This window comes from Brooklawnia cerclae (assembly GCF_011758645.1).
Lineage (GTDB): Bacteria > Actinomycetota > Actinomycetes > Propionibacteriales > Propionibacteriaceae > Brooklawnia > Brooklawnia cerclae.
This window is the reverse complement of record NZ_JAAMOZ010000001.1, coordinates 2260075-2285042: the sequence shown is the minus strand read 5'-3', so window position 1 is coordinate 2285042 and position 24968 is coordinate 2260075. Positions and strand designations below refer to the sequence as shown.

The 24968-nt window shown below is 66.8% G+C and carries 24 protein-coding genes; 13 read left to right on the top strand and 11 right to left on the bottom strand.

Annotation, left to right across the window (positions count from 1 at the left end):
• The first annotated feature begins 79 nt into the window (after positions 1–79).
• From secG to FB473_RS10640, 3 genes are all read left to right on the top strand, one after another.
• Positions 80–310, top strand: coding sequence for a preprotein translocase subunit SecG (gene secG, locus FB473_RS10650; RefSeq protein WP_167169463.1), 231 nt, complete (start codon positions 80–82; stop codon positions 308–310).
• Positions 311–350: 40 nt separating this feature from the next.
• Positions 351–707 carry an RNA polymerase-binding protein RbpA gene (locus FB473_RS10645; protein ID WP_167167250.1) on the top strand — a complete coding sequence of 119 codons (357 nt, stop codon included), beginning with the start codon at positions 351–353 and terminating at the stop codon, positions 705–707.
• A 74-nt stretch (positions 708–781) separates the two neighbouring features.
• Complete coding sequence (locus FB473_RS10640) at positions 782–1156, top strand: hypothetical protein (RefSeq protein WP_167167247.1); 375 nt, start codon at positions 782–784, stop codon at positions 1154–1156.
• A 189-nt stretch (positions 1157–1345) separates the two neighbouring features.
• Here the strand turns inward: FB473_RS10640 and pgl are convergent, their stop codons facing one another.
• From pgl to FB473_RS10600, 8 genes are all read right to left on the bottom strand, one after another.
• Positions 1346–2086 carry a 6-phosphogluconolactonase gene (pgl, locus tag FB473_RS10635; RefSeq protein WP_167167244.1) on the bottom strand — a complete coding sequence of 247 codons (741 nt, stop codon included), beginning with the start codon at positions 2084–2086 and terminating at the stop codon, positions 1346–1348.
• The gene (locus FB473_RS10630; protein ID WP_167167241.1) at positions 2083–3015 is read right to left on the bottom strand and encodes a glucose-6-phosphate dehydrogenase assembly protein OpcA; all 933 of its coding nucleotides are present in this window, start codon (positions 3013–3015) and stop codon (positions 2083–2085) included. Before FB473_RS10630 ends, pgl begins: the two co-directional genes overlap by 4 nt.
• An 8-nt stretch (positions 3016–3023) precedes the next feature.
• A complete protein-coding gene (zwf, locus tag FB473_RS10625; protein WP_167167238.1) occupies positions 3024–4553 on the bottom strand; it encodes a glucose-6-phosphate dehydrogenase in 1530 nt (509 codons plus the stop codon).
• Positions 4554–4576: 23 nt separating this feature from the next.
• On the bottom strand, positions 4577–5680 hold the full coding sequence (gene tal, locus FB473_RS10620; RefSeq protein ID WP_167167235.1) for a transaldolase: 1104 nt from the start codon (positions 5678–5680) through the stop codon (positions 4577–4579).
• A gap of 48 nt (positions 5681–5728) precedes the next feature.
• On the bottom strand, positions 5729–6352 hold the full coding sequence (locus FB473_RS10615) for an FGGY-family carbohydrate kinase (RefSeq protein ID WP_167167232.1): 624 nt from the start codon (positions 6350–6352) through the stop codon (positions 5729–5731).
• Positions 6353–6361: 9 nt separating this feature from the next.
• The gene (locus FB473_RS10610; RefSeq protein WP_167167229.1) at positions 6362–7258 is read right to left on the bottom strand and encodes an FGGY family carbohydrate kinase; all 897 of its coding nucleotides are present in this window, start codon (positions 7256–7258) and stop codon (positions 6362–6364) included.
• A 283-nt stretch (positions 7259–7541) separates the two neighbouring features.
• Complete coding sequence (locus FB473_RS10605; protein WP_341770137.1) at positions 7542–10055, bottom strand: sodium-translocating pyrophosphatase; 2514 nt, start codon at positions 10053–10055, stop codon at positions 7542–7544.
• Positions 10056–10559: 504 nt separating this feature from the next.
• Positions 10560–11795: a sugar ABC transporter substrate-binding protein gene (locus tag FB473_RS10600; RefSeq protein WP_167167222.1), complete on the bottom strand. Its 1236-nt coding sequence runs from the start codon at positions 11793–11795 to the stop codon at positions 10560–10562.
• A 241-nt stretch (positions 11796–12036) separates the two neighbouring features.
• Between FB473_RS10600 and FB473_RS10595 the strand changes: the two genes are divergently transcribed.
• From FB473_RS10595 to FB473_RS10560, 8 genes are read left to right on the top strand one after another with little or no spacing between them, the layout of a single operon-like run.
• Positions 12037–12729 (top strand): helix-turn-helix transcriptional regulator, encoded by a 693-nt coding sequence (locus FB473_RS10595; RefSeq protein WP_167167219.1) that lies wholly within the window; start codon positions 12037–12039, stop codon positions 12727–12729.
• Positions 12726–14156 carry a Fe-S cluster assembly protein SufB gene (gene sufB / locus FB473_RS10590; RefSeq protein WP_167167216.1) on the top strand — a complete coding sequence of 477 codons (1431 nt, stop codon included), beginning with the start codon at positions 12726–12728 and terminating at the stop codon, positions 14154–14156. Before FB473_RS10595 ends, sufB begins: the two co-directional genes overlap by 4 nt.
• A gap of 45 nt (positions 14157–14201) precedes the next feature.
• The gene (locus tag FB473_RS10585; RefSeq protein ID WP_167167213.1) at positions 14202–15398 is read left to right on the top strand and encodes a SufD family Fe-S cluster assembly protein; all 1197 of its coding nucleotides are present in this window, start codon (positions 14202–14204) and stop codon (positions 15396–15398) included.
• A complete protein-coding gene (locus FB473_RS10580; RefSeq protein ID WP_167167210.1) occupies positions 15395–15769 on the top strand; it encodes a non-heme iron oxygenase ferredoxin subunit in 375 nt (124 codons plus the stop codon). The genes FB473_RS10585 and FB473_RS10580 overlap by 4 nt, the downstream gene beginning before the upstream one ends.
• Before the next feature lie 4 nt (positions 15770–15773).
• The gene (sufC, locus tag FB473_RS10575) at positions 15774–16535 is read left to right on the top strand and encodes a Fe-S cluster assembly ATPase SufC (RefSeq protein ID WP_167167207.1); all 762 of its coding nucleotides are present in this window, start codon (positions 15774–15776) and stop codon (positions 16533–16535) included.
• Positions 16532–17815 (top strand): aminotransferase class V-fold PLP-dependent enzyme, encoded by a 1284-nt coding sequence (locus tag FB473_RS10570; RefSeq protein WP_167167204.1) that lies wholly within the window; start codon positions 16532–16534, stop codon positions 17813–17815. The genes sufC and FB473_RS10570 overlap by 4 nt, the downstream gene beginning before the upstream one ends.
• Positions 17812–18285 (top strand): Fe-S cluster assembly sulfur transfer protein SufU, encoded by a 474-nt coding sequence (gene sufU, locus FB473_RS10565; RefSeq protein WP_167167201.1) that lies wholly within the window; start codon positions 17812–17814, stop codon positions 18283–18285. Before FB473_RS10570 ends, sufU begins: the two co-directional genes overlap by 4 nt.
• A gap of 5 nt (positions 18286–18290) precedes the next feature.
• Positions 18291–18707, top strand: a complete 417-nt coding sequence (locus FB473_RS10560; protein WP_341770136.1) for a metal-sulfur cluster assembly factor — start codon at positions 18291–18293, stop codon at positions 18705–18707.
• Positions 18708–18866: 159 nt separating this feature from the next.
• Here the strand turns inward: FB473_RS10560 and thpR are convergent, their stop codons facing one another.
• Positions 18867–19421 carry an RNA 2',3'-cyclic phosphodiesterase gene (thpR, locus tag FB473_RS10555; protein ID WP_167167198.1) on the bottom strand — a complete coding sequence of 185 codons (555 nt, stop codon included), beginning with the start codon at positions 19419–19421 and terminating at the stop codon, positions 18867–18869.
• Positions 19422–19505: 84 nt separating this feature from the next.
• Here thpR and FB473_RS10550 point away from each other — a divergent pair, with 84 nt between their 5' ends.
• Complete coding sequence (locus FB473_RS10550; RefSeq protein WP_167167195.1) at positions 19506–21104, top strand: ABC-F family ATP-binding cassette domain-containing protein; 1599 nt, start codon at positions 19506–19508, stop codon at positions 21102–21104.
• A 1441-nt stretch (positions 21105–22545) separates the two neighbouring features.
• Positions 22546–23088 carry a hypothetical protein gene (locus tag FB473_RS10545; protein WP_167167192.1) on the top strand — a complete coding sequence of 181 codons (543 nt, stop codon included), beginning with the start codon at positions 22546–22548 and terminating at the stop codon, positions 23086–23088.
• A gap of 193 nt (positions 23089–23281) precedes the next feature.
• On the opposite strand, the gene FB473_RS10540 is transcribed toward FB473_RS10545, so the two are convergent.
• Together FB473_RS10540 and FB473_RS10535 are read right to left on the bottom strand one after the other, a co-directional pair.
• Positions 23282–24115: a putative RNA methyltransferase gene (locus tag FB473_RS10540; RefSeq protein WP_167167190.1), complete on the bottom strand. Its 834-nt coding sequence runs from the start codon at positions 24113–24115 to the stop codon at positions 23282–23284.
• Positions 24116–24149: 34 nt separating this feature from the next.
• A complete protein-coding gene (locus FB473_RS10535) occupies positions 24150–24908 on the bottom strand; it encodes an SDR family oxidoreductase (protein WP_167167187.1) in 759 nt (252 codons plus the stop codon).
• Positions 24909–24968 lie beyond the last annotated feature (60 nt).

Below are 24968 nucleotides of genomic sequence, written 5' to 3'. Positions count from 1 at the left end.
GGGGCGGGATTCGGGTCGGCCGTGCGTGTGGGTTATAGTCGTGCGCGTGACTTTCGTACCGCTGATCGCGTGGCCAGTTATGACCTTGTCGATCATCCTGATCGTGCTGAGCGTGATCCTGACCGCCTTCATCCTGCTTCACAAGGGACGCGGAGGCGGCCTGTCCGACCTGTTCGGCGGCGGCATGACCACGGGGATGAGCGGTACGTCGGTGGCCGAGCGCAACCTCGACCGGCTGACAGTGATCGTCGGCCTGCTGTGGGTGTTGTGCATCATCGGCCTGCTGGTGTTGTACCGCGTCGGCATCTAGTCGTGCGACGACGTCAAATGCGGGTGGAGGAGCAGAAGAAGTGGTAAGTGGCAACGCCATTCGGGGAAGTCGAGTGGGTGCGGGCCCCATGGGTGAGGCCGAGCGTGGGGACTCGGCCCCGCGGACACGAGTCAGCTATTTCTGTGCCAATGGGCATGAGACACGTCCGGCATTCTCTCTGGACGCCGATATCCCGGACGAGTGGGAGTGCACGCGGTGCGGGCTGCCCGCGAGCAAGGATCGGCTGAATCCGCCCCCGCCGCCGAAGAACGCCCCCTACAAGACCCACTTGGCCTATGTGAAGGAGCGCCGGAGCGACAAGGAGGCCGAGGCGATCCTCAGCGAGGCGCTGGAGTTGCTGCGCGCCCGCCGGGCCGCCGGCGAGGTCATCTACTGAGTCGACACGCCGCATCCCGGCCCGGTCGGCGCTACTCTGTGTGACACGCACGTGTAGCGCAAAGGATCTCATCGATGATGTCCATTCGCCCCGGGAATGGCGCCCCCTTCGAGGACCGGCTCTGGCGCCTCAGCCATGAGGACCGTGACGAGGTGCTGAGGGCGGTCGCCTCGGGAAGCACTGTGCGGAAGCCTGAGTTGGCCGCCATCACCGTCGAATACGCGGCTCGGTATCGGCAGATCGGCGGTACGGGCATGTACCGGCAACGGTCGTACGTGGTGCTCGCCGTGGTTTTCGTCATCCTGGCTCACTCCGTATGGTCGTGGCCGGGTGCTGCCGTTGTCGCACTGGCGCTGGGGCTGGGGCCCCTGCTGGCGCGTGGACGAGTCGAGAAAGCGCGGTGCGCGGAGCGGCTCAACCGGGCGCTGCTGAACGGGGACGAACGGTAGGGGCCGCGCTGTGAGCGGCCTCGATGGTTTCGACAGGCTCAACCACCCGATCTCACGGGCTTGGTGGTTTCGACGGGCTCAACCACCCGATCTCACGGGCTTGGTGGTTTCGACAGGCTCAACCACCCGATCGCACGGGCCCAACCACCGCTCCCTGAGCCTGTCGAAGGGAGATCGTCGTCCCGCGAACTAGAACTCGCAGCGGTAGTAGGGCAGCTCGGAGGCGGCGTCCCAATCGAGGAACCAGTTCGTCTTGGTGACCCCGTGCACCAATGACGCGGGTAGCGAGGGGTCGTGCTGGAGCGCGCGCGACACCACGTGGGCCTTCTCGCGTCCGCTGGCCAGCAGCCACACCTCATGGGATCGGTTGAGGGCGTTGAGCGTGAGCGTCATCCGTTCACAGGGCTTGTTGGGGGCGTCCAGCACACCGACCGCCAGCAGGCTGGTCTCCGACTGCACGGCGAAGCTCGGATGGTCGGGGTAGATGGAGGCGATGTGCCCGTCGGTGCCGACGCCCAGCAGGCAGATGTCGAACACGGTGTCGCCGAGTTCGTTCGCGTACAGGTAGGCGGCCTCGTCCGGGTCGGAGGTGCCGGTGGTGCTGGGCATGGGATGCACTTGGGACGACACGATGGGCAGCGTCCGCGCGAGCACCGACAGGGCCTGGGTCGAGTTGCGGTCGGGGTCGGTGGTGGGAACGTAGCGCTCACTGGTCCACCACAGCTCGAGCTTGCCGAAATCGAGCGCGGTGGCGCGCGCGAGGTTGGCGAATGCCTCGTAGAGGACCACGGAGGTGTTGCCGCCCGCGAGGGCGACGTGCACTCGATCGCGGTCGTCCTGCAGCTCCACGAGCCGCCGGGCGAGCCGGCCGGCCATGCTGGGGGCCAGCTCTCCCAGGCTGCGGTAGCGCAGGACGCGTTCGAGGCTCATGACTTCGGTGCCCCGGCATCGTCGTCCGGACGCCGTCCACGCCGGGCCAGATAGTCCATCAAGTCGTCGAGCGCCTCGTCGCCGGTGAGGCGCAGCAACTCCTCGGTCAGCATGTCCTGGATCGTCCGGCGAGCCAGCGCCACCGGACGGACCGGTTGATCGGGCAGCGCCAGCACTGCGTCGATGGGGGACACCCGCTCCAGCCGGATCTCGCCGGCCTCGGTGAACAGCTGCACCGAGTGGAGCCCGGGGTTGGCCTCGTCGTGGGCGAAGGCGTAGCTGACGGGGACTCCCAGCTGTGTCTCGAGCCAGGCGCCGATCAACTCGCGTGAGGCCGTTGCCGGGCCGGCGACGGCGGCCGAGGTAACGGGAGACTGCACCTGGTCGAGGGAGGCCAGCAACAGCGCACGCCACTTCGTGAGGCGCGTCCACGACAGGTCGGTGGTTCCCGGGCGATGCTGCGCGGCGAGCTTGTGCACGCGGTCGAGCGACTGGGGAAGCGCCATGGAATCGAGGATCAGGCGTGACGAGAGTCGGCCGAAGTCGCAGGTCGTCGGCTGATCCGGGCAGCGGTTCGGCCACCAGATGACCACCGGCAGTTCGGGCAGCAGCAGCGGGAGCAGCACCGATTCGGCGTGCTTGTCGATCTCACCGCCCATCTCGATCGCGACCACCTCGGTCGACGTCGTCGCCTGGTGCACGACCGCGTTGAGCACGTCGCCGCCCGGCATCCCGCGGATGGCAAGGAGGATGCGCGAAGGATGCAGTCTCCCGGCCTCCTGGGCCTCGCGCATGGCGTCCTCGTACTCGTCGGCAAGGGTGTCGACGACCAGCGTGAGCACCTGGCCGGACGTCGCCTGGCCTTCCTTGCGCAGGCGGAAGAGCGTTTCGTTGATCTGCCGTGCGTCGGTGTTCTCGAGCCTGATCATGTGACCTCCTAGGGACGCCGCCAGGCGAACCCGTCGCGTACCAGCATGGCATGGGCGCCCTGCGGTCCCCAGGTTCCGGCGGGATATTGCTCGGGTTGGCCCGCCTCGGCCCAGTGGGCGAGCACCGGGTCGAGGATCTGCCACGACAGCTCCACCTCGTGCTGCTGGGGGAACAGCGGCGGATCACCGAGCAGCACGTCGAGGATCAGCCGCTCGTAGGCCTCCGGGCTGGTCTCGGTGAACGACCCGGTGTACGAGAAGTCCATGCTGACCTGGCGAATCTCCATCTGGGTACCCGGCACCTTGGCGCCGAAGTTCATCTCGATGCCCTCGTTGGGTTGGATCCGCATCACCAGGGCGTTGACGCCGAGCCCCTCGATGGCGGGCTGGGTGAAAGGCATGTGTGGGGTGCGCCTGAAGTTGAGCGCGATCTCGGTGATGCGGCGTGGCGCCCGCTTCGCGGTGCGCAGGTAGAAGGGGACGCCGGCCCAGCGCCGCGAGTCGATGTCCACCCGCAGGGCGGCGTAGGTCTCGGTACGGGAATCGGGATTGATGCCGTCCTCCTCGAGGAAGCCCTTCGCCAGCCGCCCGCCCTGCCATCCGCGCGAGTACTGGCCGTTGGCCGTGTGCGCGTCCAGCGGGCCGAGCACACGGGTGGCCTCCAGCACCTTCTCCTTCTCACGCCTCAGGTCGCCGGGATCGAACGTGTTCGGCTCCTCCATGGCGGTCAGCGCGAGGAGCTGGAAGAGGTGGTTCTGGATGACGTCGCGGGCGGCGCCGACCCCCTCGTAGTAGCCGGCGCGGCCGCCGATGCCGATGTCCTCGGCCATCGTGATCTGCACGTCACTGACGAAGTTCCGGTTCCAGACCGGCTCGTACATCATGTTGGCGAACCGGAAGGCCAACAGGTTCTGCACCGTCTCCTTGCCGAGGTAGTGGTCGATGCGGAAGACCGACTCCGGCGGGAAGGCGGCCGAGACCACCCGGTTGAGTTCCTGGGCGCTGGCCAGGTCGTGGCCGAAGGGCTTCTCGATGATGGCGCGTTTCCAGCCCTGCGACTGGTCGGTGAGCCCGTGCGAGTCGAGTTGGTGGACGACCTGCTCGAAGTTCTTCGGCGGTATCGACAGGTAGAACGCGTGATTCCCGCCCGTGCCGTGTTCCCGGTCGAAGCGGTCGAGCGTCTCCTTGAGCCGGGCGAAGGCATCGGGGTCGTCGAAGGTGCCCTGGACGAAGTCGATCCCACTGACGAGTTGGCGCCACACCTCCTCACGGAACGGGGTCCGCGCGCCCTCGCGCACACTGGCCTCGATCTGGTCGGCGAACTGCTGGGCGTCCCAGTCGCGTCGCGCGAACCCGATCAGGCCGAAGCCCGGTGGCAGGGCACCGTGGTTGGCCAGGTCGTAGATCGCCGGAAGGAGCTTCTTGCGCGACAGATCGCCGGTGACGCCGAACAGGACCAGGACGCTGGGCCCTGCGAGCCGCGGCAGACGGCGGTCACGAGGATCTCGAAGTGGGTTGCTCCAGGCAGTTGTGCTCAACGTCGCCTCCGTGGTCGATTTGATCAGGCCCTGGCCAGGGCCACTGTGACGCCTTCCACGAGTCCTGTCCAGGACACCACGAACTTGTCGACGCCTTCATGTTCCAGCTTGTCGCAAACCTCGGCCAGATCGATACCCTGGGCCTGCACCTCGTCCAGCACCTGTGCGGCGTCGTCGAGGTTCGGCGTGATGGTGTCACCGGAGACGATCCCGTGGTCGGCGAAGGCCGCGAGCGTGTTCGCGGGCATCGTGTTGACGGTCGGGCGTGCCACGAGCTGGGCGACGTACATGGTGTCGTCGTAGTCGGGGTTCTTCACGCTTGTGCTCGCCCACAGCGGGCGCTGCACGTTGGCGCCCTTGGCGGCCAGCGCCGTGAAGCGCGCGGAACCGAAGACCTCCTCGTAGGCCTTGAACGCCAGCCGGGCGTTGGCGACGGCCGATCGTCCGCGCAGGGCGAGGGCCGCGGGCGTGCCGATGTCGTTGAGGCGCTTGTCGATCTCGGAGTCGACACGGCTGACGAAGAAGGAGGCCACGGAGTGGATGGTCGAGATGTCGCGACCGGCGGCGAGCGCGTCCTCGAGGCCGGCGATGTAGGCGTCCATGACCTCGTGGTAGCGATCGATGCTGAAGATCAGTGTGACGTTGACGCTGATGCCGGCTGCGACCGTCGCGCGGATGGCGGGGATGCCGGCCTGCGTGGCAGGAATCTTGATCAGGACGTTGGGCTCGCCGACAAGCTCGTGAAGGGCAGCGGCCTGCTCGATGGTTGCCGCGGTGTCCATCGCCAGGGTGGGAGCCACCTCGATCGACACGCGTCCGTCGTAGCCTGCGGAAGTCGCATAGGCGTCGGTGAACAGCCGACAGGCCTCGGCGACGTCGCGGCTCGTCAACCGCCGGATCGCCTCTTCCACGTCGACGCTGTCGGCCTTGAGTTGCGACAGCTCGGCGCCGTACTGGGACAGATCCTGGAACGCTGCGGCGAAGATGCTGGGGTTCGTGGTGACACCGGTCACGGCCTTGTCGGTGATGTAGGACGACAGTTCACCGCTGCGGATCATCTGCCGCGACAGGTCATCCAGCCAGATGGAGACTCCGGCATCCTGCAAGGCCTGGAGATTCTGGTTCATTCTTCTCCTCAACGTGGGTGCTCAGCGTTGCCACTCTAGCCTCGGGGCTCACAAGGGGGGTCTGGATCCCGATGGAATCGCCGGGACGACGGCCCGGTAGAGCTCGTCGAGTTCCGCGCGGCGGCGAGCGAGACGGTCCGCCTGATCGGAGCGCGGGCGGATCGTCTGCCCGGTCGTGACGTCGGCCCGCTTCTCGTCCGGAGCGATGACGTCGAGAGCGACCAGGGCGGTTCCGCGCAGTGTGGATCGCTTGATGGTCACCGGGACGAGGTCGATGCCCAGGCCGTCCGCCAGCAGCGGCAGCAGACCGGGTGCCTCGTTGGTGACACGGCCGCCGACGCTCGCTCGGTCGACCGGGCCCCCGACGACGGCGAGTTGCTCGGCGATCCGCTGGAACGACCAGACGATCGCTTCGAGGGTTCCCCGGTAGAGGTCGACCGCCGTCGCGGCGAAGCCGACCTTGTGCAACGTGGCGCGCGCCGATCCGACCCAGCCGGTGGAGCGTTCCCCCGTGAGGAAGGGCAGCACGAGCGGCACGGCGTCACCGGGCGGGGCCGCGAGGAGCCGCGCCAACTCGTCGGGCTCGGGGAGCCGTAGCTCGCGCTGCAGCCAGCTCGTCGCGCGCCCGACGTCGTTGGTGGCGCCCCCGACGAGGCTCTGCCGGGAGTTCACGCGATAGCTCTACAGGCCCGTCGGTACATCGAGCCCGTCGGTGCCGACCGGATCGTCCACCAGCCTGCGCATGGCCCCTGAGGTGGCGAGGTTGATGACGACCCCTCCGGGAGCTGTCCCGACCCCGAGGGTGGACGAATAGCCGTCTCCCAGGGGTGCGAACCACCGTGCCCCTCGCAGCGGACGCCAGCGACTGTGGGCGGTCGACCCCGCCGAGGCGTGGAGCGTCTGTTCGGGGTCGGCGATCAGGGAGAGCTTGCCGGGATCGATGCGTGCGAGCTCCAGGGCCGGCTCGTCCCACCGCCCCGAGCGACGGTTGAGCAGACCCGACCAGGCCGCGGTGGAGGTGCCCGCCGCGGTGTGGCCGAGCAGACTCAGATAGACGTACTCGCCCAGCGACATCCACTGTGTGGCACGACGCCACACGGTGTGCTGGGTCTCGGCCAGCCATCTCAACCGGGCGGGCAGATAGCTGGCGTGGAAGCGGCAGCCGGTGCGGTCCTGGATCTCCTGCTCGTCGGCGTTGTCGCGCAGCCAGGCGACCTGATCGGCGCAGCGACTGTCGTTGTAGGTGAAACACGGCGTGATGGCCCGATGCCGTCGGTCGACGCCCACGAGGGACGATGCGAACGTGTCCATGGCCACGGCCGCGATGGGGCGGTTTCCGGCGTCGTCCACGAGCCCCGAGATGATCTGAGAGACCTCGTCGACGACCTGGTCGGGATCGATCACCGATGTGCCGTCCGGGGTGGAGACGAAGGCGTGCGGACGTTTCTCGCGAGGCTTGACCGGCCTGCCCAGCGCGTCGTAGAGGCTTCCGCGACTGGCCGTCGACCCGATGTCGATCGCGAGCACCAGAGGGTCGACCGCCCGGCCGAGACCGATCTCGAAGTCGTCACTAGCCATGCAGGCAGCCTATTGGGAGCCGCACCGTCTCGTGGAACGGCGGGCGCAGCTTGGACAGAGCCGGGCCTGTGGAAACGCTGATCAATGCGGGAAACGCTGGCTGAGCCTGTCGAAGCCCGTTGTCGGACGGCAGTTCCACGGCCCTTCGACAGGCTCAGGGGTCACGGCCCTTCGACAGGCTCAGGGGTCACGGCCCTTCGACAGGCTCAGGGGTCATGGCCCTTCGACAGGCTCAGGGGTCACGGCCCTTCGACAGGCTCAGGGATCATTGATCAGCGGTTCCCTAGGGCGCCGAGGTGGCGTCTACCAGCGAACCGTTCTCGTCCAGCGGAGGCTGCCCCGCAGGGGTGGAGGAGTCGGCGTCGTCCTTGCGCAGCTCCGCCAGCACGTCCGGAAGGTCGAGCCCGATGCGCATGCCGAAGAACGAGCGGTAGACGAAGAACAGCGCGATCAGCAGGAAGACGACAGCGCCGATCACCGGGATGACGTGGTTCGTCTCGCGGATCGTGACGGCCAACTCGACGGCCAGCAGCCCGAACAGGGTGCTGAACTTGATGATCGGGTTCAGCGAGACCGAACTGGTGTCCTTGAACGGGTCGCCCACGGTGTCGCCGACGATCGATGCGTCGTGCAACGGGGTGCCCTTGGCGTCCAGGTCGACCTCCACGAGCTTCTTGGCGTTGTCCCATGCACCACCGGCATTGGCCATGTAGATCGCCTGGAAGAGACCGAAGATGGCGATCGAGATGAGGTAGCCGATGAAGAACCACTCGTCCACGAAGGCGAAGCCCAGCGTCGAGAAGAACACCCCGAGGAAGATGTTCAGCATGCCGTTCTGCGCGTACTTCGTGCAGATCTGCACCACCTTGCGCGAGTCCTCGGTCGAGGCTCGCGTCACCCCGTCGAGCCGGATGTTGTCCTTGATGAACTCCACGGCGCGGTAGGCGCCGGTCGTGACGGCCTGCATGGACGCGCCCGAGAACCAGTAGACGATGCAGCCGCCGGTGATGAGTCCGAGCAACAGCATCGGGTTGAGCAGCGACAGGTTCATGCCGAGAGGCCCGAACGGGTCCTTGTCGGTGAGGGTCATGATGATCGAGAAGATCATGGTGGTCGCGCCGACGACCGCTGTACCGATGAGCACGGGCTTGGCGGTCGCCTTGAACGTGTTGCCGGCCCCGTCGTTGGCCTCGAGGAAGTGCTTGGCCCGTTCCCACTGGACGTCGAAGCCGTAGTCCTGCTTGATCTGCTCGGCGGCTCCCGGGATCTCCTCGATGGTGGACAACTCGTAGACGCTCTGCGCGTTGTCGGTGACGGGCCCGTAGGAGTCGACGGCGATCGTGACGGGCCCCATGCCGAGGAAGCCGAACGCCACCAGGCCGAAGGCGAAGACGGCCGGAGCGACCATCAGCGCGCCGAGGCCCAGCGTCGAGATGCCGTAGCTGACGCCCATGAGGCCGACGATCGCCAGCCCGATCCAGTACGCCGAGAAGTTCCCGGCGACGATGCCCGACAGGATGTCGAGGCTCGGCCCACCCTGCTGGGCGGAGACGACGACCTCCTTGACGTGGCGGGCCTTGACCGAGGTGAACACCTTGACCAGTTCGGGAATCAACGCGCCGGCCAGCGTGCCGCACGAGATGATCACCGAGAGCTTCCACCACAGACCGCTCGGCAGGTCGGCGATGAGCACCGCGGAGGTGGCGAACGTGAGCACCATGCAGACCAGCGAGGTCAGCCAGACGAGGCTGGTGAGGGGACGCTCGAAGTCCATGTCGTCGGCGTCCTGGTAGCGGGCGCGGGTCACGGCGGCGTTGATCGCATACGAGATGAACGAGCCGATGACCATCATCACGCGGATGAAGAAGATCCACACCAGCAACTGCACCTGCATGTGGGCGTCGTTCACCGCCAGCAGGATGAACGTGATGAGTGCCACGCCGGTGACGCCGTAGGTCTCGAACCCGTCGGCGGACGGGCCGACCGAATCGCCGGCGTTGTCACCCGTGCAGTCGGCGATGACACCGGGGTTGCGGGCATCGTCCTCCTTGATGTGGAAGACGATCTTCATGAGGTCGGAGCCGATGTCGGCGATCTTGGTGAAGATGCCGCCGGCGATGCGCAGGGCCGAGGCGCCCAGGGACTCGCCGATCGCGAACCCGATGAAACAGACGCCGGCCATGTCACCTGGCAGGAACAGCATGATGAACAGCATCATGAACAACTCGACGCTGATCAGCACCATGCCGACGCTCATGCCCGAGCTCATCGGGATCGCGTGGGTCGGGTAGGGCTTGCCCCGCAACGCCGCGAAGCTCGTCCGTGAGTTGGCGAAGGTGTTGACGCGGATGCCGAACCATGCAACGAACGCGCTGCCGAGCATGCCGATCAGACTGAACAACAGGATGACCAACACGCGCCCGATCGGGAAGCCGGTCAGGAAGAAGTAGTAGATGAAGACGACCACGGCGATGAATGCCCACAGCAGCGCCAGGAACCGGAGCTGCTGGATGAGATAGGTCTTGCATGTCTGGTAGATGAGCTCGGAGACCTCGAGCATCGACTGGTGGACGGGCAGGTTCTTGAGTCGGCCGTAGGTGACCAGCCCGAACACCAGGCCGGCCAGGCAGACCACCAGGCCGATGAGCAGGAGGCCGTGCCCTGAGATGGCACCGCCGAGGAAGCTCACCGAGTCGAGCGGCGGCAGCTGCAGGCTGGCCTCGCCGCCGCCGTGTTGTGGTGTGTCTCCCGAACCGCCGGACGAACAGCCGGCGAGCCCGAAGAGCCCGGCGACGATCGCGGCAAGGGCGGCGAACCGGGTGAATCGAGGGAATGTTAAGGGGGTGCCCCTGCGGGCGCGGGCGATGCGGCGCGGGCTGGCCGCGCCGCCGGGGTTGATGCGGGTTTCTGCGTCCTCCACTGTGCGGATCCTTCGTCTGTATGGCCGCTGGGAGCGCAACGACGCGTGTCCCTCGGCCGGGGTATGGGGGGCTTCCTCGCCTCTGCCCATACGCTACGCCGACCCTCGCCGCGCGTATACGCGGGCTTTACCTGAGGGTCCTTGAGCTTGTCGAAAGGACCGAGCCAGCTCGGACTCGGCTGGAACAGCCAACGTCGGGTCCTTGAGCTTGTCGAAAGGATAGCTTTTTCCTCTGACCTCTTGGTGTGGGCCGGGGTCGGGTCCTTGAGCTTGTCGAAAGGACCTTGACCATGGCGTCACCACTCAGGTCGTAACGGTCGGGTCCTTGAGCTTGTCGAAAGGACGTGGACGCGGCACGGGGCTCGCGGAGCTCGGCTCGCGCTATCCGAGCTCGGCTTGCAGGCTCGACACCATGTCGTCCCAGGTGCCGGCCGCGTCGTCGGTGCTCCGGTCGATGATGCGGGTCTCGGCCTGGCTCCACTCGGCCCATACCTCGTCCATGGCCGGGGAATTGGGCACGGGGATCCCCCCTGCCCCGGCGGCGACGAAGGCCGCGGTGTCGGCGTCGGACTCGGCGTCCTCGAACGCGGCGCTGTTGGCGGGTGCCCGGTTGCCGACCCGGTAGATCGCGGTCTGCCCTTCCTGCGAGGCGACGTAGTCCACCAGGAATTCCCGCACAGCAGTGGGGTTGCGGCTGTGGGCGCTCATCACGAGACCTTGCACCCCGATGAACGGGGACGACGCATAGGGGCCGGCCTGCGGGATCGGATCGATCGCGTAGGCGATCCCGGACTCCTTGATCGTCGCGAGGTTCCAGGGCCCCGTGACGATGAACGGGGCGTTGCCCGCGAGGAACTCCGCGATCGCCACGTCGTCGGTGATGGTCGAGCGCAATATCCCCGCCTGCGCCTGGGCATCGAGCCATTCGGCGAACGCGCGGCCGTTCTCACCGCCCATCGCGAGCCGGGTGGGGTCGTAGGACCCGTCGTCCGCCACTTCGAACGCGGAGGCACCGAAGGACTGCTGGAACGGGTACAGGTTGTAGGCGCTGGCCGCCGACGAGTCCGTGCCCCCGATGAGTATCGGGAGTGGGGTGCCGGCCGCATCGCCGGCGGCCAGGACGTCGTCCCATGTCGCGGGGGCCTCGGCGGCGAGATCGGTGTTGCGGATCAGGGCGAGGTTCTCTACGGCGTAGGGCACGCCGTAGAGCTCGTCGTCGACCGTGAACGCCTCGACGGCGGCGTCCTGGAAATTCGCGGTCGCCTCCCCGAGGTCGATCGGGGAGATGAGGCCGTCGGCGGCCAGCGAGCCGACGGCGTCGTTCGGGGCGATGATCGCGTCGGGCCCCGATCCGCTCGCGGCTTGGGCGGCGAAGTCGTCGACGAGCTCGGAGTCGTCCTTGACGACCAGGTTGACGGCGATGCCGGTGTCCTGCTCGAACTCTTCGGCGAGGGGGGCGAAGGCGGACTCCTGGTTCTCGTCCACCCAGACCGTGATCATGGCGGTCGCTGTCGCGGACGGGGTGCTGGTCGCGGCGGGATCGTCCCCGTCGCAACCGCTGAGCGCCAGCCCGAGGACCAGGGCAAGCGTCACTCCCGCGGTGATCGTCCGCCTCATCTCGTCGAGCCTCCTGTAGCCGCCGGCTTCGGTATACGTTCGGGCGATCACGCGTGGCGCCGCCGACGGGCCTGCGCCGTTCGTGATCCGCCGTCCAGACCAGCATGCAACACCCAGGTCGCGGGAATGCCGTCACCCCCTGCGGCGTGGCATCCGCGGCACGCTACGCGTCGCCGGTTACGAGTTGATGACGGGGCGCATGCTGGACGCGCGTTTGGGGTTTCGCGCCTATTTTGACAACATGGTTGTTGTGAATATCAAGGCTTCGACGGATTCCGCGCCACGTGCGGCCCGGGTGCTCGAGCTCCTGCTCGCCCGGGGCCCGCTCACCGCGCGTGAACTGGCCGATGCCCTCAACATGACGACGGCCGGCGTGCGTCGGCATTTGGACACCCTACTGGAATCCGGCGATATCGAGGCGCGTGACCAGGAGGGGCCACACGACCGGGGTCGCCCGCCCAAGGTGTTCGTCCTCACTCCCACGGGCCGGGAGACTTTCGGGCAGGCCTACGACGAGTTGGCGATCTCGGCGCTGGCCGAGCTGATCGACCTCGCCGGTCCCGGCGCCATCGATCGCCTCGCTCAGAAGCGGCTGAGTGATGTCACGGACGACTACCGCGCGCGCAGGACGGCCGATCCCGACGGCAATCCCGTCGAGGCTCTGGCCGAAGCACTGAGCGCGGGTGGCCATTTCGCCTCGGTGCCCGATGACGGCGAGCTGTACCAACACCACTGCCCGGTGGCCGAGGTGGCTGCCACCTACCCCGAGTTGTGCGAGGCCGAGACTCGCATCTTCGCCAAGTTGCTGGGCACCAGCATCTCGCGATCGGCAACCATCGCCCAGGGTGATGCCGCTTGTCGCACCCATTTGGGGGGCTCAACCCTGTTGCCCGCCCCTGTCATTCGAAGCGCAGATCGAGAGGTGAACGCATGACCACGCAGGCAGAAAAGGCTGAGACCGAGGTCGAGCAGTTCGATTCGTTGTCCACCTACAAGTACGGGTGGCACGACTCGGACGCCGCCGGGGCCACCGCCAAGAGGGGTCTGGACGCCGACGTCGTCCGTGGCATCTCGGAGATCAAGAACGAGCCCGAGTGGATGCTGAAGCGTCGGCTCAAGGCGCTGAGGCTGTTCGAGAAGAAGCCGATGCCGACGTGGGGCGCCGACCTGTCGTCCATCGACTTCGACTCCATCAAGTACTACGTGCGCCCGACCGACCGCCAGGCCACGGCCTGGGAAGACCTGCCGGACGACATCAAGACGACCTACGACCGTCTCGGCATTCCCGAGGCCGAGAAGGCGCGCCTGGTGGCGGGTGTGGCCGCCCAGTACGAGTCCGAGGTGGTCTACCACAAGATCAACGAGGAACTCGAGAAGCAGGGGGTCATCTTTCTCGACACCGACACGGGCCTGCGCGAGCATCCCGATCTGTTCGAGGAGTACTTCGGCACGGTGATCCCGGCCGGAGACAACAAGTTCGCGGCGCTGAACACGGCGGTGTGGAGCGGCGGTTCGTTCATCTACGTGCCGAAGGGCGTCAACGTGACGATTCCGCTACAGGCGTACTTCCGCATGAACACCGAGAACCTCGGCCAGTTCGAGCGGACGCTGATCATCGCGGACGAGGGCTCCTACGTGCACTACGTCGAGGGCTGCACGGCACCGATCTACAAGACCGACTCGCTTCATTCGGCGATCGTCGAGATCATCGTCAAGAAGAACGCCCGCGTCCGGTACACGACCATCCAGAACTGGTCGGGCAACGTGTACAACCTGGTCACCCAGCGCGCCACCGTGGCCGAGGGCGGCCAAATGGAGTGGATCGACGGCAACATCGGCTCCAAGATGAACATGAAGTACCCCGCCTGTTACCTGATGGGCCCGAACGCCAAGGGTGAGGCGCTGTCGATCGCGTTCGCGGGTGAAGGCCAGCATCAGGACACGGGCGCCAAGATGGTGCACTGCGCCCCCCGGACGTCGAGCACGATCGTGTCGAAGTCGATCAGCCGTGACGGTGGGCGGTCGTCCTATCGCGGACTGGTCGAGGTGCAGCCCGGCGCGCTGCACTCGGCGTCCAGCGTGAAATGCGACGCACTGTTGGTCGACAGCATCTCCCGCACCGACACCTATCCCTATGTCGACGTGCGGGAAGAGGACGTGTCGATGGCCCACGAGGCCACCGTCAGCAAGATCAGCCAGGACCAGTTGTTCTACCTCATGCAGCGGGGTCTGTCGGAGGACGAGGCGGCGGCGATGGTCGTGCGCGGTTTCGTCGAGCCGATCGCCCGCGAACTCCCCATGGAGTACGCGCTGGAACTGAACCGCCTGATCCAGTTGCAGATGGAAGGCTCTGTCGGCTGATCGCCCGCCCGCGTCTGCCCCCCGCACCCACTACCAGGAGAAAACGTGACCACCACCACGCGCGAACCGAACCCGACGGATGCGTATGCCGCTCTGCGGTCGCACCTGCACCCGAAGCCGTCCTGGAACCTCGACGACCACCCCGTGCCCACCGGTCGTGAGGAGACCTGGCGCTTCAGCCCGGTGCCGCGGTTCCGCGTCCTCATGGAGGATCGCCCGCTCGAGCACCCGTCGTGGCACGCGCAGCTCCCCGACGGTGTGACCTCTACGGTGGTGTCGGCCAAGCAGGCCCGCGCGTTCTCGTTCGACGCCCCTGTCGACCTGGTCGCCGCGCGTGCTGTGGCGGGGGCGGGGGACGAGGTCACGCTCGTCCGGATCGCTCCCGAGGCCGAACCGGACGCTCCCGTCGTCGTGGATCTCGAGGGGGCCGGGCAGTCCCTGGCCGGTCACCTGCTGGTCGACGTGGGACATCACGCGAAGGTCACGCTCGTGCTGCGGCACACCGGCGTCGGCAACCTGGCGGCGAAGGTGGAGGTCCACGCGGGCGAGGGTGCGCATCTCGATCTGGTGAGCGTCCAGGACTGGCAGGCGGGCTCGGTCCACGGCGGTCAGGTGTCGGTGCTGGTGGGACGCGACGCGACCGTCCGCACCATCCAGGCGAGCATCGGCAAGGGCGACGTCCGGCTGGTGGAGCGGGCGGAGTTCCAGGGGCCGGGCGGTTCGCTGGAGCAACTCGGCCTGTACTTCGTCCAGGCCGGCCAGCACGTGGAGCACCGCATGTTCGTCGACCACAATGCGCCGCGGACGGTGAGCCACGTCGACTACCGGGGGGCGCTGCAGGGCAAGGGTGCGCACTCGGTGTGGATCGGGGACGTGCTGATCCGCTCGGTCGCCGTCGACATCAACACGTACGAGACGAACAAGAACCTCATGCTCACCGAGGGCTGTCAGGCAGACTCGGTGCCCAACCTCGAGATCGAGACCGGCGAGATCCAGGGTGCCGGCCACTCCAGCTCCACCGGGCGTTTCGACGAGGAGCAGCTGTTCTACCTCAAGAGCCGCGGTATCCCCGAGGATCAGGCGCGCCGACTCGTGGTCGAGGGGTTCTTCCTCGACATCATCGGCCGGATCGGTATCCCGGATGTCGAGGAGCGCCTCGTCCAGGCACTCAGCGCACAGCTGTCGACGATCGCCGGGATGGCCTCGGAGCCGGTCCTCGCCGAGGAGGGGGATCCCGTATGAGCGGAGTGATCGTCGCATCGGCCGACGAACTCGGTGATCTGCCCCTGGGCGTCGAGGTGCCGGGGCGTGACCTCGAGGTGGCGCTGGTGCGTGTCGGGGACGAGGTGTTCGCGGTTCGTGACGAGTGCAGCCACGGGCACGTGCGTCTGTCGGAGGGCGACGTGGACACCGACGATCTCAGTATCGAGTGTTATCTGCACGGGTCCATGTTCAGCCTGCGCACCGGGGAGGCGCTCAACCTTCCGGCCACGCAACCGGTGCCCGTCTATCCCTGTGCCATCGAGGACGACCAGATCGTCGTCGACATCGACAACCCCATCTCAACCCACCCAGACCCCGCCCGAGCAGGGCACGCCAACCAGGAGGACTGAAGCCATGGCAGACCTAGTCATCAAAGACCTGTACGCCGATGTGGAGACCGAGTCCGGTCCCAAACAGATCCTGAAGGGCGTCGACCTGACCGTTCGCACCGGCGAGGTGCACGCGATCATGGGCCCGAACGGATCCGGGAAGTCCACGCTGGCGTACTCGATCGCGGGACATCCGAAGTACACCATCACCTCCGGGTCGGTCACCCTCGACGGCGTCGAACTGACCGAGCTGTCGGTGGATCAGCGCGCGAAAGCGGGCCTCTTCCTCGCCATGCAGTACCCGGTGGAGGTGCCCGGCGTGTCGACCACGAACTTCCTGCGCACCGCGAAGGCGGCGCTCGACGGTGTGGCTCCCAAGGTGCGCACCTGGCCAAAGGAGGTCGCCGCGTCGCTGGAACGTCTCGACATGGATCCGAGCTTCGCCACGCGGTCGATCAACGAGGGCTTCTCGGGTGGCGAGAAGAAGCGCGGCGAGATCGTCCAGCTCGATCTGCTCGACCCGAAGGTGGCCGTCCTCGACGAGATCGACTCCGGGCTCGACATCGATGCCGTGCGCATCGTCGCCGAGGGGATCAACCGCTACTCCGAGCGTGGTAACCACGGGGTGCTGCTCATCACGCACTACACGCGAATCCTGCGCTACGTCGAGCCGACCCACGTGCACGTCTTCGTGGACGGGCACGTCGTGGAGGAGGGCGGCAGGGAGCTGGCCGACGAGCTGGAGGTCTCCGGCTACGACCGTTACCTGAAGGCCGTGAGGGCATGAACAGCGTCCCGGTGTCCACGGTCGTGGCGGACCGGGACCTCGACGTGGCCGCCGTCCGCGCCGACTTCCCCATCTTCGAGCGCCGGGTGGGGCAGTGGCCCCTGGTCTACCTGGACTCGTCCAACACCTCGCAGAAGCCCCGCCAGGTGGTCGACGCGATCAGCGATCACTACCTGCACCACAACGCGAACGTCGCCCGCGCCATGCACACCCTCGGTGCGGAGGCGACAGCGGCCTTCGAGGGGGCACGTGCCAGGGTCGCGTCCTTCATCAAGGCGGCCGGTCCTGACGAGATCGTGTTCGCGAAGAACTCCTCCGAGGCGCTCAACCTCGCCGCCAACACCCTCGGCGCTAGCCTGCGCCCGGGGGACGAGGTCGTGATCTCGGTGATGGAGCACCATTCGAACCTCGTTCCCTGGCAGCTCGTGTGCGAGCGCACGGGCGCGACTCTCCGGTGGTTCGACATCACCGCCGACGGGCGACTCGACCTCGACAAGGCCGATGCCGAGGGCCTGATCAACGAGCACACCAAGGTGGTCGCGCTGACGTGGGTGAGCAATGTGCTCGGCACGGTGAACCCGATCGCCCAGGTGGCCGAGCGCGCACACGCCTTCGGGGCGGTGCTGGTGGTCGACGGCTCACAGGGCGTCCCGCAGCGTCCGACCGACGTCACGGCACTCGGCGCCGACCTGCTGGCATTCACCGGGCACAAGATGTGCGGTCCGACCGGCATCGGCGTCCTGTGGGGTCGGCTCGACCTGCTGGAACAGTTGCCGCCGTTCCTCGGTGGCGGAGAGATGATCGAGGTCGTCCGGATGGAGGGCTCGACCTTCGCACCTCCGCCGCACAGGTTCGAGGCCGGGACGCAGCCGATCGCCCAGGCGGTCGGTCTCGCGGCAGCGATCGACTACATCGACGCGATCGGGATGGAGGCGATCCAGGAGCACGAGGAGCAGATCACCGCGCACATCCTGGAAGGCCTCGGCACCCTCGACGCGGTGACGGTCCTCGGCCCGACCGAGGTGGTCGACCGCGGTGGTGCCGTGTCGTTCACGGTCGACGGGGTGCATCCCCACGACCTGATGCAACTGCTCGACAGCCGGGGGGTGGCCGTGCGTGGTGGGCACCACTGCGCGGCGCCGCTGCACCAGCGTCTCGGCGTCCAGAGCTCGAGCCGGGCCTCCGGCTACTTCTACACGACCCTCGAGGAGGTCGACACCCTCGTGTCGACCATCGAGTGGGCTCACGACTTCTTCACCAGGAAGAGTGCGGGACGATGAACGTCGAGGAGATGTACCAGGACATCATCCTGGACCACTACCGCGAGAAGCACCATGCCGGGCTGCGCGAGCCGTTCGGCGCCGAGGTGCACCACGTCAACCCGACGTGCGGCGACGAGATCACCCTGCGGGTCGAGTTGGACGGCGACCGGGTCGGGGACATCTCGTACCACGCGGAGGGCTGTTCGATCTCGCAGGCCTCGACGTCGGTGATGACCGATCTGGTCATCGGCCGTGACATCGTGGACACCCTCGCGCTGTTCGACGACTTCCGCACGCTGATGGAGGGCCAGGGGCGCATCGAGCCCGACGAGGACCGGCTGGAGGACGGCATCGCGTTCGCCGGTGTCGCCCAGTTCCCCGGCCGCGTCAAGTGCGCGATGCTCGGGTGGTCGGCGCTGCGGGACGCTCTGGCGCGCGCGGGCGCGTCACTGCCCGGCCCGGTGGCGAATGAAACGAGGAGCGCATAGTGAGCATGCCGATGGAGTCCTACCCGTTCGAGCAGCCTCGTCCGTCCGACCTGGTTCGCGACGACCTGCCGGACGCGCCCAAGGCCGGCACCACCTGGGCGGAGTCGAGCAAGGAGGAGAAGAAGGCTGTCCTCCTCGAAGGCCTGAAGGAGGTCGTCGATCCCGAACTGATGGTCAACGTCGTCGACCTCGGCCTGGTCTACGACCTCGACATCGACGACGACCTCAACGTGACCATCGACATGACGCTGACCAGCGCCGCCTGTCCATTGACAGACCAGATCGAGTGGGAGGCCCAGGCCGTGCTCGGGCAACTCGCCCGCAGCGTCACGATCAACTGGATCTGGATGCCGCCGTGGAACCTCGACATGATCACCGAGGACGGACGCGAGCAGTTGCGCGCGATCGGCTTCATGATCTGAGACCGGCATCGAGGGGCCGAGTACGCTCCTTGAGCCTGTCGAACCACGCCCCCTGAGCCTGTCGAAGGGACTGTATGCTCCCTGAGCCTGTCGAAGGGAAGTCGTTTCGACAAGCTCAACGACCGGAGGCAAAACGCTCAACGGCCGAGGGCGAAACACTCAACGACCGAGAGGGAAACGGGCGATCGAGCTGTAGTGGGCTCCGGTGCCGCTCAGCACCGAGACCATCAGGTCGAGGCCGTCCACCGTCCACTCCGGCCCGAGATACCCCTGCCACGCAGCCGCCCACTCCGGGTCGGGAGCGGGTTTGCCGCGCGCGACGGTCAGGTGTGCGAGTTGGGCCGCGCGGCCGACAGCGATTCCTGACTCGCGGCAGGCCTGTCGGCAGGCGCGGAACAGCGTGGCCAGGCGTCCGGTGGGATCGTCCACCCCGACCCACCAGTGCCTCGGCGTCGCCAGGTCGGGGAAGGCACCGATTCCCGCCAACCGCAGGGGGAAGGGTTCGATGCCCGCGGCGTGATCGGGGAGCGCGTCGGCGAGCCGGTCCGCCCGATCGTCGTCCACCTCACCCAGAAACGCGCAGGTGATGTGCCACGAGCCCGGGGTGGTCATGCGCGGACGCCCGGCGGGTGGACCGACGTGCTCGATCTGGTCTGCCAGGTGTTCGATGACCTGGGCCGGTGGGAGCACGGCGATGAACATGCGCCTCGACACAGGTTCACGATAGCGGCGTTCGGCGGGCGCGTCGTAGACGCCGAATTGGTCTGACGCCCCTGACCGGGGAGAATGGACGACGACATGTTGCAGGCATCAGACCTCGAGGTCCGCGCGGGCGCGCGGCTGTTGCTCGAACCCACCACTTTCCGGGTCAACCCCGGCGACAGGATCGGCCTCGTCGGCCGGAACGGCGCCGGGAAGACGACGACCATGCGAATCCTCGCGGGGGAGTCCTTGCCCGCTGCCGGGCAGGTGAGCCGCGCCGGTCGGATCGGCTACCTCCCGCAGGATCCGAGGGAGTCCGATCTGTCGACGCTCGCCCGTGACCGCATCCTGAGTGTCCGCGGGCTCGACAGCATCCTCGAACGGCTCCACCGTTTCGAGGAGCTCATGGCCACCACGCAGGGCGACGAGCAGGAACGCGCCATGGCGTCGTATGCGCGGGCCGAGGCCGAGCTCATGGCGGCCGGCGGGTACGCGGCCGAGTCGGAGGCGGCGCGCATCGCCGCCAACCTCGGCCTGCCCGACCGGGTGCTGGGCCAGCCGCTGCACGAGCTGTCGGGTGGTCAGCGGCGGCGCGTCGAGCTGGCGAGGATCCTGTTCAGCAACGCCGAGACGCTGCTGCTGGACGAGCCCACCAACCACCTGGACGCCGACTCGATCGTGTGGTTGCGCGACTTCATCAAGACCTACGCCGGCGGCGTGATCATGATCAGCCACGACACGGGGCTGCTGGACGCCACGGTGACCAAGGTTTTTCATCTGGACGCCAACCGGGCCACCCTCGACCAGTACTCCATGGGCTGGAAGGCCTACCTGCAGCAGCGGGAGACCGACGAGAAGCGCCGCAAGCGGGAACGGCAGAACGCCGAGCGCAAGGCCGCACAGCTGCTGACGCAGGCCGAGCGTCTCGGGGCCAAGGCGACGAAGGCCACCGCCGCCCAGAACATGGCGCGGCGTGCCGAACGCCTGCTGGCGGGTGTGGAGGGCGAGCGTGCCCAGGACAAGGTGGCCAAGATCACCTTCCCCACCCCGGCACCGTGTGGCAAGACCCCGCTGTCGGCTCACGACCTGTCGAAGAGCTACGGGTCGCTGGAAGTGTTCACCGGCGTCGACCTGGCCGTCGACCGAGGTTCGCGGGTGGTGATCCTGGGGTTCAACGGCGCGGGCAAGACGACGCTGCTCCGCCTGCTCATGGGGTTGGAGGAACCCGACACGGGCGAGGTCGTTGCCGGGCACGGCCTCAAGATCGGGTATTTCGCCCAGGAGCACGATCTGCTCGACCCCGAGCGCACGGTGCTGGAGAACATGATGGACGCTGCGCCGAACCTCAACGAGACCGACGCCCGCAAGGTGCTGGGTGGGTTCTTGTTCACCGGGGACGACGACCACAAGCCGGCCCGCGTCCTGTCGGGTGGTGAGAAGACACGCCTGGCCCTGGCGACGCTGGTGGTGTCGGCGGCCAATGTGCTTCTGCTGGACGAGCCGACCAACAACCTCGATCCGGCATCCCGGGAGCAGGTACTGAACGCGATCCGCCACTACGCGGGGGCGATCGTGCTGGTCACCCACGACGAGGGGGCTGTGCACGCGTTGGAGCCCGACCGGGTGATCGTCCTGCCCGATGGCACCGAGGATCTCTGGAACGAGGACTACGCCGAGTTGGTCTCGCTGGCCTGAGGAATGCTGGATCGCCCAGCGCGAGTCGGCCCCTGTACCTTCTGGGTCGCGTTGCCGCGGGTGGTGTAGCGCCTGCTGGAAGCGACGGCGCTCGCATGAGAGCTGCGCCACAGCGGCGTCCTCAACCGCGGATGAACGTACCTGTTTGCTGGCGTCACAACGGCCCTCGTGGGAAACGATGGGCCTACCCGCAGTTGCGCGAGCTGACCCTACCCCGGAACCACCCACCCCGGGCTTCCCGCCGGACGTTCAGGCACAAGTCGATGAAGCCGAACAACGCGTGGGTGATCTATTCTCCGGCTGGGCCAGCGCCAACGGGTGGCTCGTCCAATTCCGGCTCGACCCCGCCGGTGGCATCTTCGAAACACCACTGTTCGGCCTGTCTGCCACAACCACGCCACACAGCGGAGCCCCAGCCGTCAACTGGGGAGGCACCTATGACACGCCCCAACCCTCCCACTCTGAAATAGTCCTGGGGTCACCAGATGCTAAACTCCAAGAAATTGCTGCCGCTGTCGGGCACCAAATCATCACAGCCGATGCATAAAGAGCAACCTCATGAACAATGACGACAAAACGGATAGAGGCCTTCTTGGCCGCCAGAATCGACCGCCCTGCTAGGAGAGTCATAATCTAATATGGAGCGCGTTGCCAAGGAGCCCAGTTTGTCTGATGAACCGAGAATCATGCCAGATATGCAAAAGAGGGGGCGCAATGTATGGCCCGGTTTGGCGTTCTTCCACTCCGCTCTCGTTATCAGTCTATATATATTGTATAGGCTGATAACGGTGGGGATAGGGTCCGATGACTACATTTATAACCCGTCTGACCCAGTCTGGCAACACATCGCGCGTTTAAACCGGATAACTTTGAGGATCTTTTTCATCGCTGCGTCGCTGCTGCCCGTTGGTTCGGCAGTGCTTTTCTTTGTCCCGAAATGGAAACTTTTTGCCGCCTTGGTTGTAATTGAGGTCGGACTCGGTATCGCAGCCGCGTATTTTACTCACCAAGCGCTACAGGCTTTGCCCGCCTAAGAAGACGTTGCTCAGTCGTCAAGAAGGAGCTTTCGAGAGAATAGTTCGCCGATTGACTCCCCACATTTGTGGACGACATCACCTGTTGTCCGCACCGACGTTGTCGAGTATCCCGATGGGTTCACTCCGCCGATCGAGTTCGTCGGTTGCGTTCAAGCCCCCTGACGAGTTCATCGACTGGTGGGTATCATAGGACGGCAGATTGTGTCTAGTGATAATGCTGCAAGCGAAGGCCCTCTAAAGAAAATTCTTCGAGTTCTACTTTTGGTGACTTGCATTCTCATAAGTCTGATAATCGGTTACAAGGCAACCGAGGGCCACATCCTTTCGGGAAATATCGTTAGCGATCACGTAATAGTGGAGGTGACGGAGGAAGGAATGCGGCTGTCTCACCTCGGGTGCTGTCCGTGCTGCTGGTGGCCGGGTGCGCGCCTGCGTCCTCACAGCCGGACGCGCCGTCCGAGCCCTCGCCGACGTCGGCCCCCGCTGTGCCGTCCTCGGTGGCGATCGCGCCGAGTCCGACGCGCAATTACCACACCGACGTCGTCGAGTATCCCGATGGGTTCACTCCGTCGATCGAGTTCGTCGACTGCGTTCAAGCCCCTGACGAGTTCGTCGACTGGATGCTCGACCCGACCAGCGCCAAGGGCAGACCGCGGCGTGATGACGTCCATATGCCGATCGGCGCCGTCGTGACCTCGCCGTCCGGGCAGTGGGCGATCTTCGCGTGGTCCGACCCGTCCGACCGGGGCTCGGTGCCGCCGATCAGCAAACGCGCCTATCTGGCGCCGTACCCGCTGGTCCCAGAAACCGAGATCATCTCGGTCGCGCGGGTCCGGCTCGACACGAGCGAGACGATCTGGGGCTTCGACACCTACACGTCATGGCGAGGCGACCTGCAGGACCTCGGGCACCAGGGAACCGAAGCCGCATTCACCTGCGTCGGCTGAACATGGCCGTGCCAAGAACAAGTACAGGTGCTCCCGCGGGTGCTGTGTGAATCACGCGAGTCGTATGTACTGCCGCGGGTGATATAGCGCTCGCGGGAAATGACAGCGCCCGCGTGAGGTCACGCGGGCCGCGTGAAGAGTGCCGTGGGTCCCGGCCCGACGCGCGTGCGAGGCCGGCGAGACCGGTGAAGCCTCACGCCTGGACGAACGTGCTGATGTCGACAGCGACGTCGATGGTGGACGACGCCCCACCCGCCCCGTCCGTGAGAGTCGAACGATGGTGGAAGGCATTCGGGCCCATCCCCACGAGATCGGCGACCTCGTGGGGGGTGAGCGTCCGATCGAATCGCACGGCAGTCCGGCTCGCGAGGCGAAGTCCTGCCGCCGCCAAGGACTCGTCCAGGCGATCTTCCTTGTCGACCGGTATGTCGAGCAGGCCGAGGTCGTGCCGCAGGCCTGCGAGGTGGCCAGGTTGCGGAGTGACGACGACCACCCGTCCACCGGGACGGAGCACTCGGTCGAACTCGGCCGGGTTCCGCGGTGCGAAGACGCACAGCACGATGCCGGCGCAGGCGTCGGCCACCGGCAGGCCCGCCCACGTGTCGGCGACGGCAGCGGCCAGGCCGGCCGCGGCAGTGCGGCGGACGGCGGCGACCGATACGTCCAGGGCCAGGTGCCCAGTGGGACGACGGGCAGCGACCACCCCCGACAGGTAGTACCCCGTGCCCGCACCGACCTCGATCACCGACTCCCTCGGCGGGCAGGCTGCCACGACGGCGTCGCGGATGGGGGAGTAGTGCCCGCCCGACAGGAACCGTTCGCGCGCGGCGATCATGTCGGGGGTGTCGGCGTTGTGCGGCGGCTTGCGGCCGAGCAGGTTGACGTAACCCTGCCGGGCGATGTCGAACGAGTGCCGCATCGTGCACTGCAGCACTCGCTCGACGCGACGGAACTGTGAGCCGCACACAGGGCAGGCCAGTAGGCCTATCGCGGCGTCCAACCGGTTCGTGGCGTCCGGGCCGCTCATGGCATCCGATCGCTGACCAGGCTCGGGCATCGGCTCACAGGGAGCGTAGTGAGCCGCCGTCGACCGGGATCACGCATCCGGTGACGTAGGACGCGGCCTCCGACATCAGGAACGCGGCGACCCGTCCGAACTCCTCCGGCTGGCCGAAGCGGCGAAGCGGGATCGCGGCCTCCGAGGCCGCGCGGGCCGCATCCGGATCGGGAGTTCCCTTGTTGAGGTCGATGAGCCGTTGCGTGGCGATGGAACCGGGCATCATGCCGAAGGCCCGGCCGCCGTCGGGGCCGATCTCGTCAGCGAGTTGCTTCACCAGCATGCCGAGGCCCGGACGCAGCCCGTTGCTCAATGCCATGTTGGTCAGTGGCACCTTCACGGAGGTCGACAGGACGAACCCGAGAGTCGCGGCACGGTTCACGGCGACGATGGCGCGGACGACCCGCATCGCGCCCAGGAACACCGAGTCGAAGCTCGCCCGCCACTGCTCGTCGCTGACCTCGGCGACGTGTCCCTTGGGCGGGCCGCCCGCGCTGACGAACGCTCCGTCGATCCGCCCGAAGCTGTCCAGGGCGGCCTTGACGGCGAGGTCGGCCGCGTGCGGGTCGGACAGGTCTGCGGCCAGCCCGATCGCCTGCTGGGTGCCGCCGAGTATGCTCACCGCTCGGTCGAGCCGTTCCTGGCTGCGTGAGGTGAGCAGCACGCCTGCGCCCTCGTCCACCAGGGCACGCGCCGTCGCGAGACCGAGGCCACCGCTCGCAGCGGTGACGAGGAAGACCTTGTTGTTCAATCCGAGTCGCATGAGCCTGCCGTTCTGACGATCGTCCGAAAAGTGCCGCCCCCTATCCTTGCCCAAATCCGC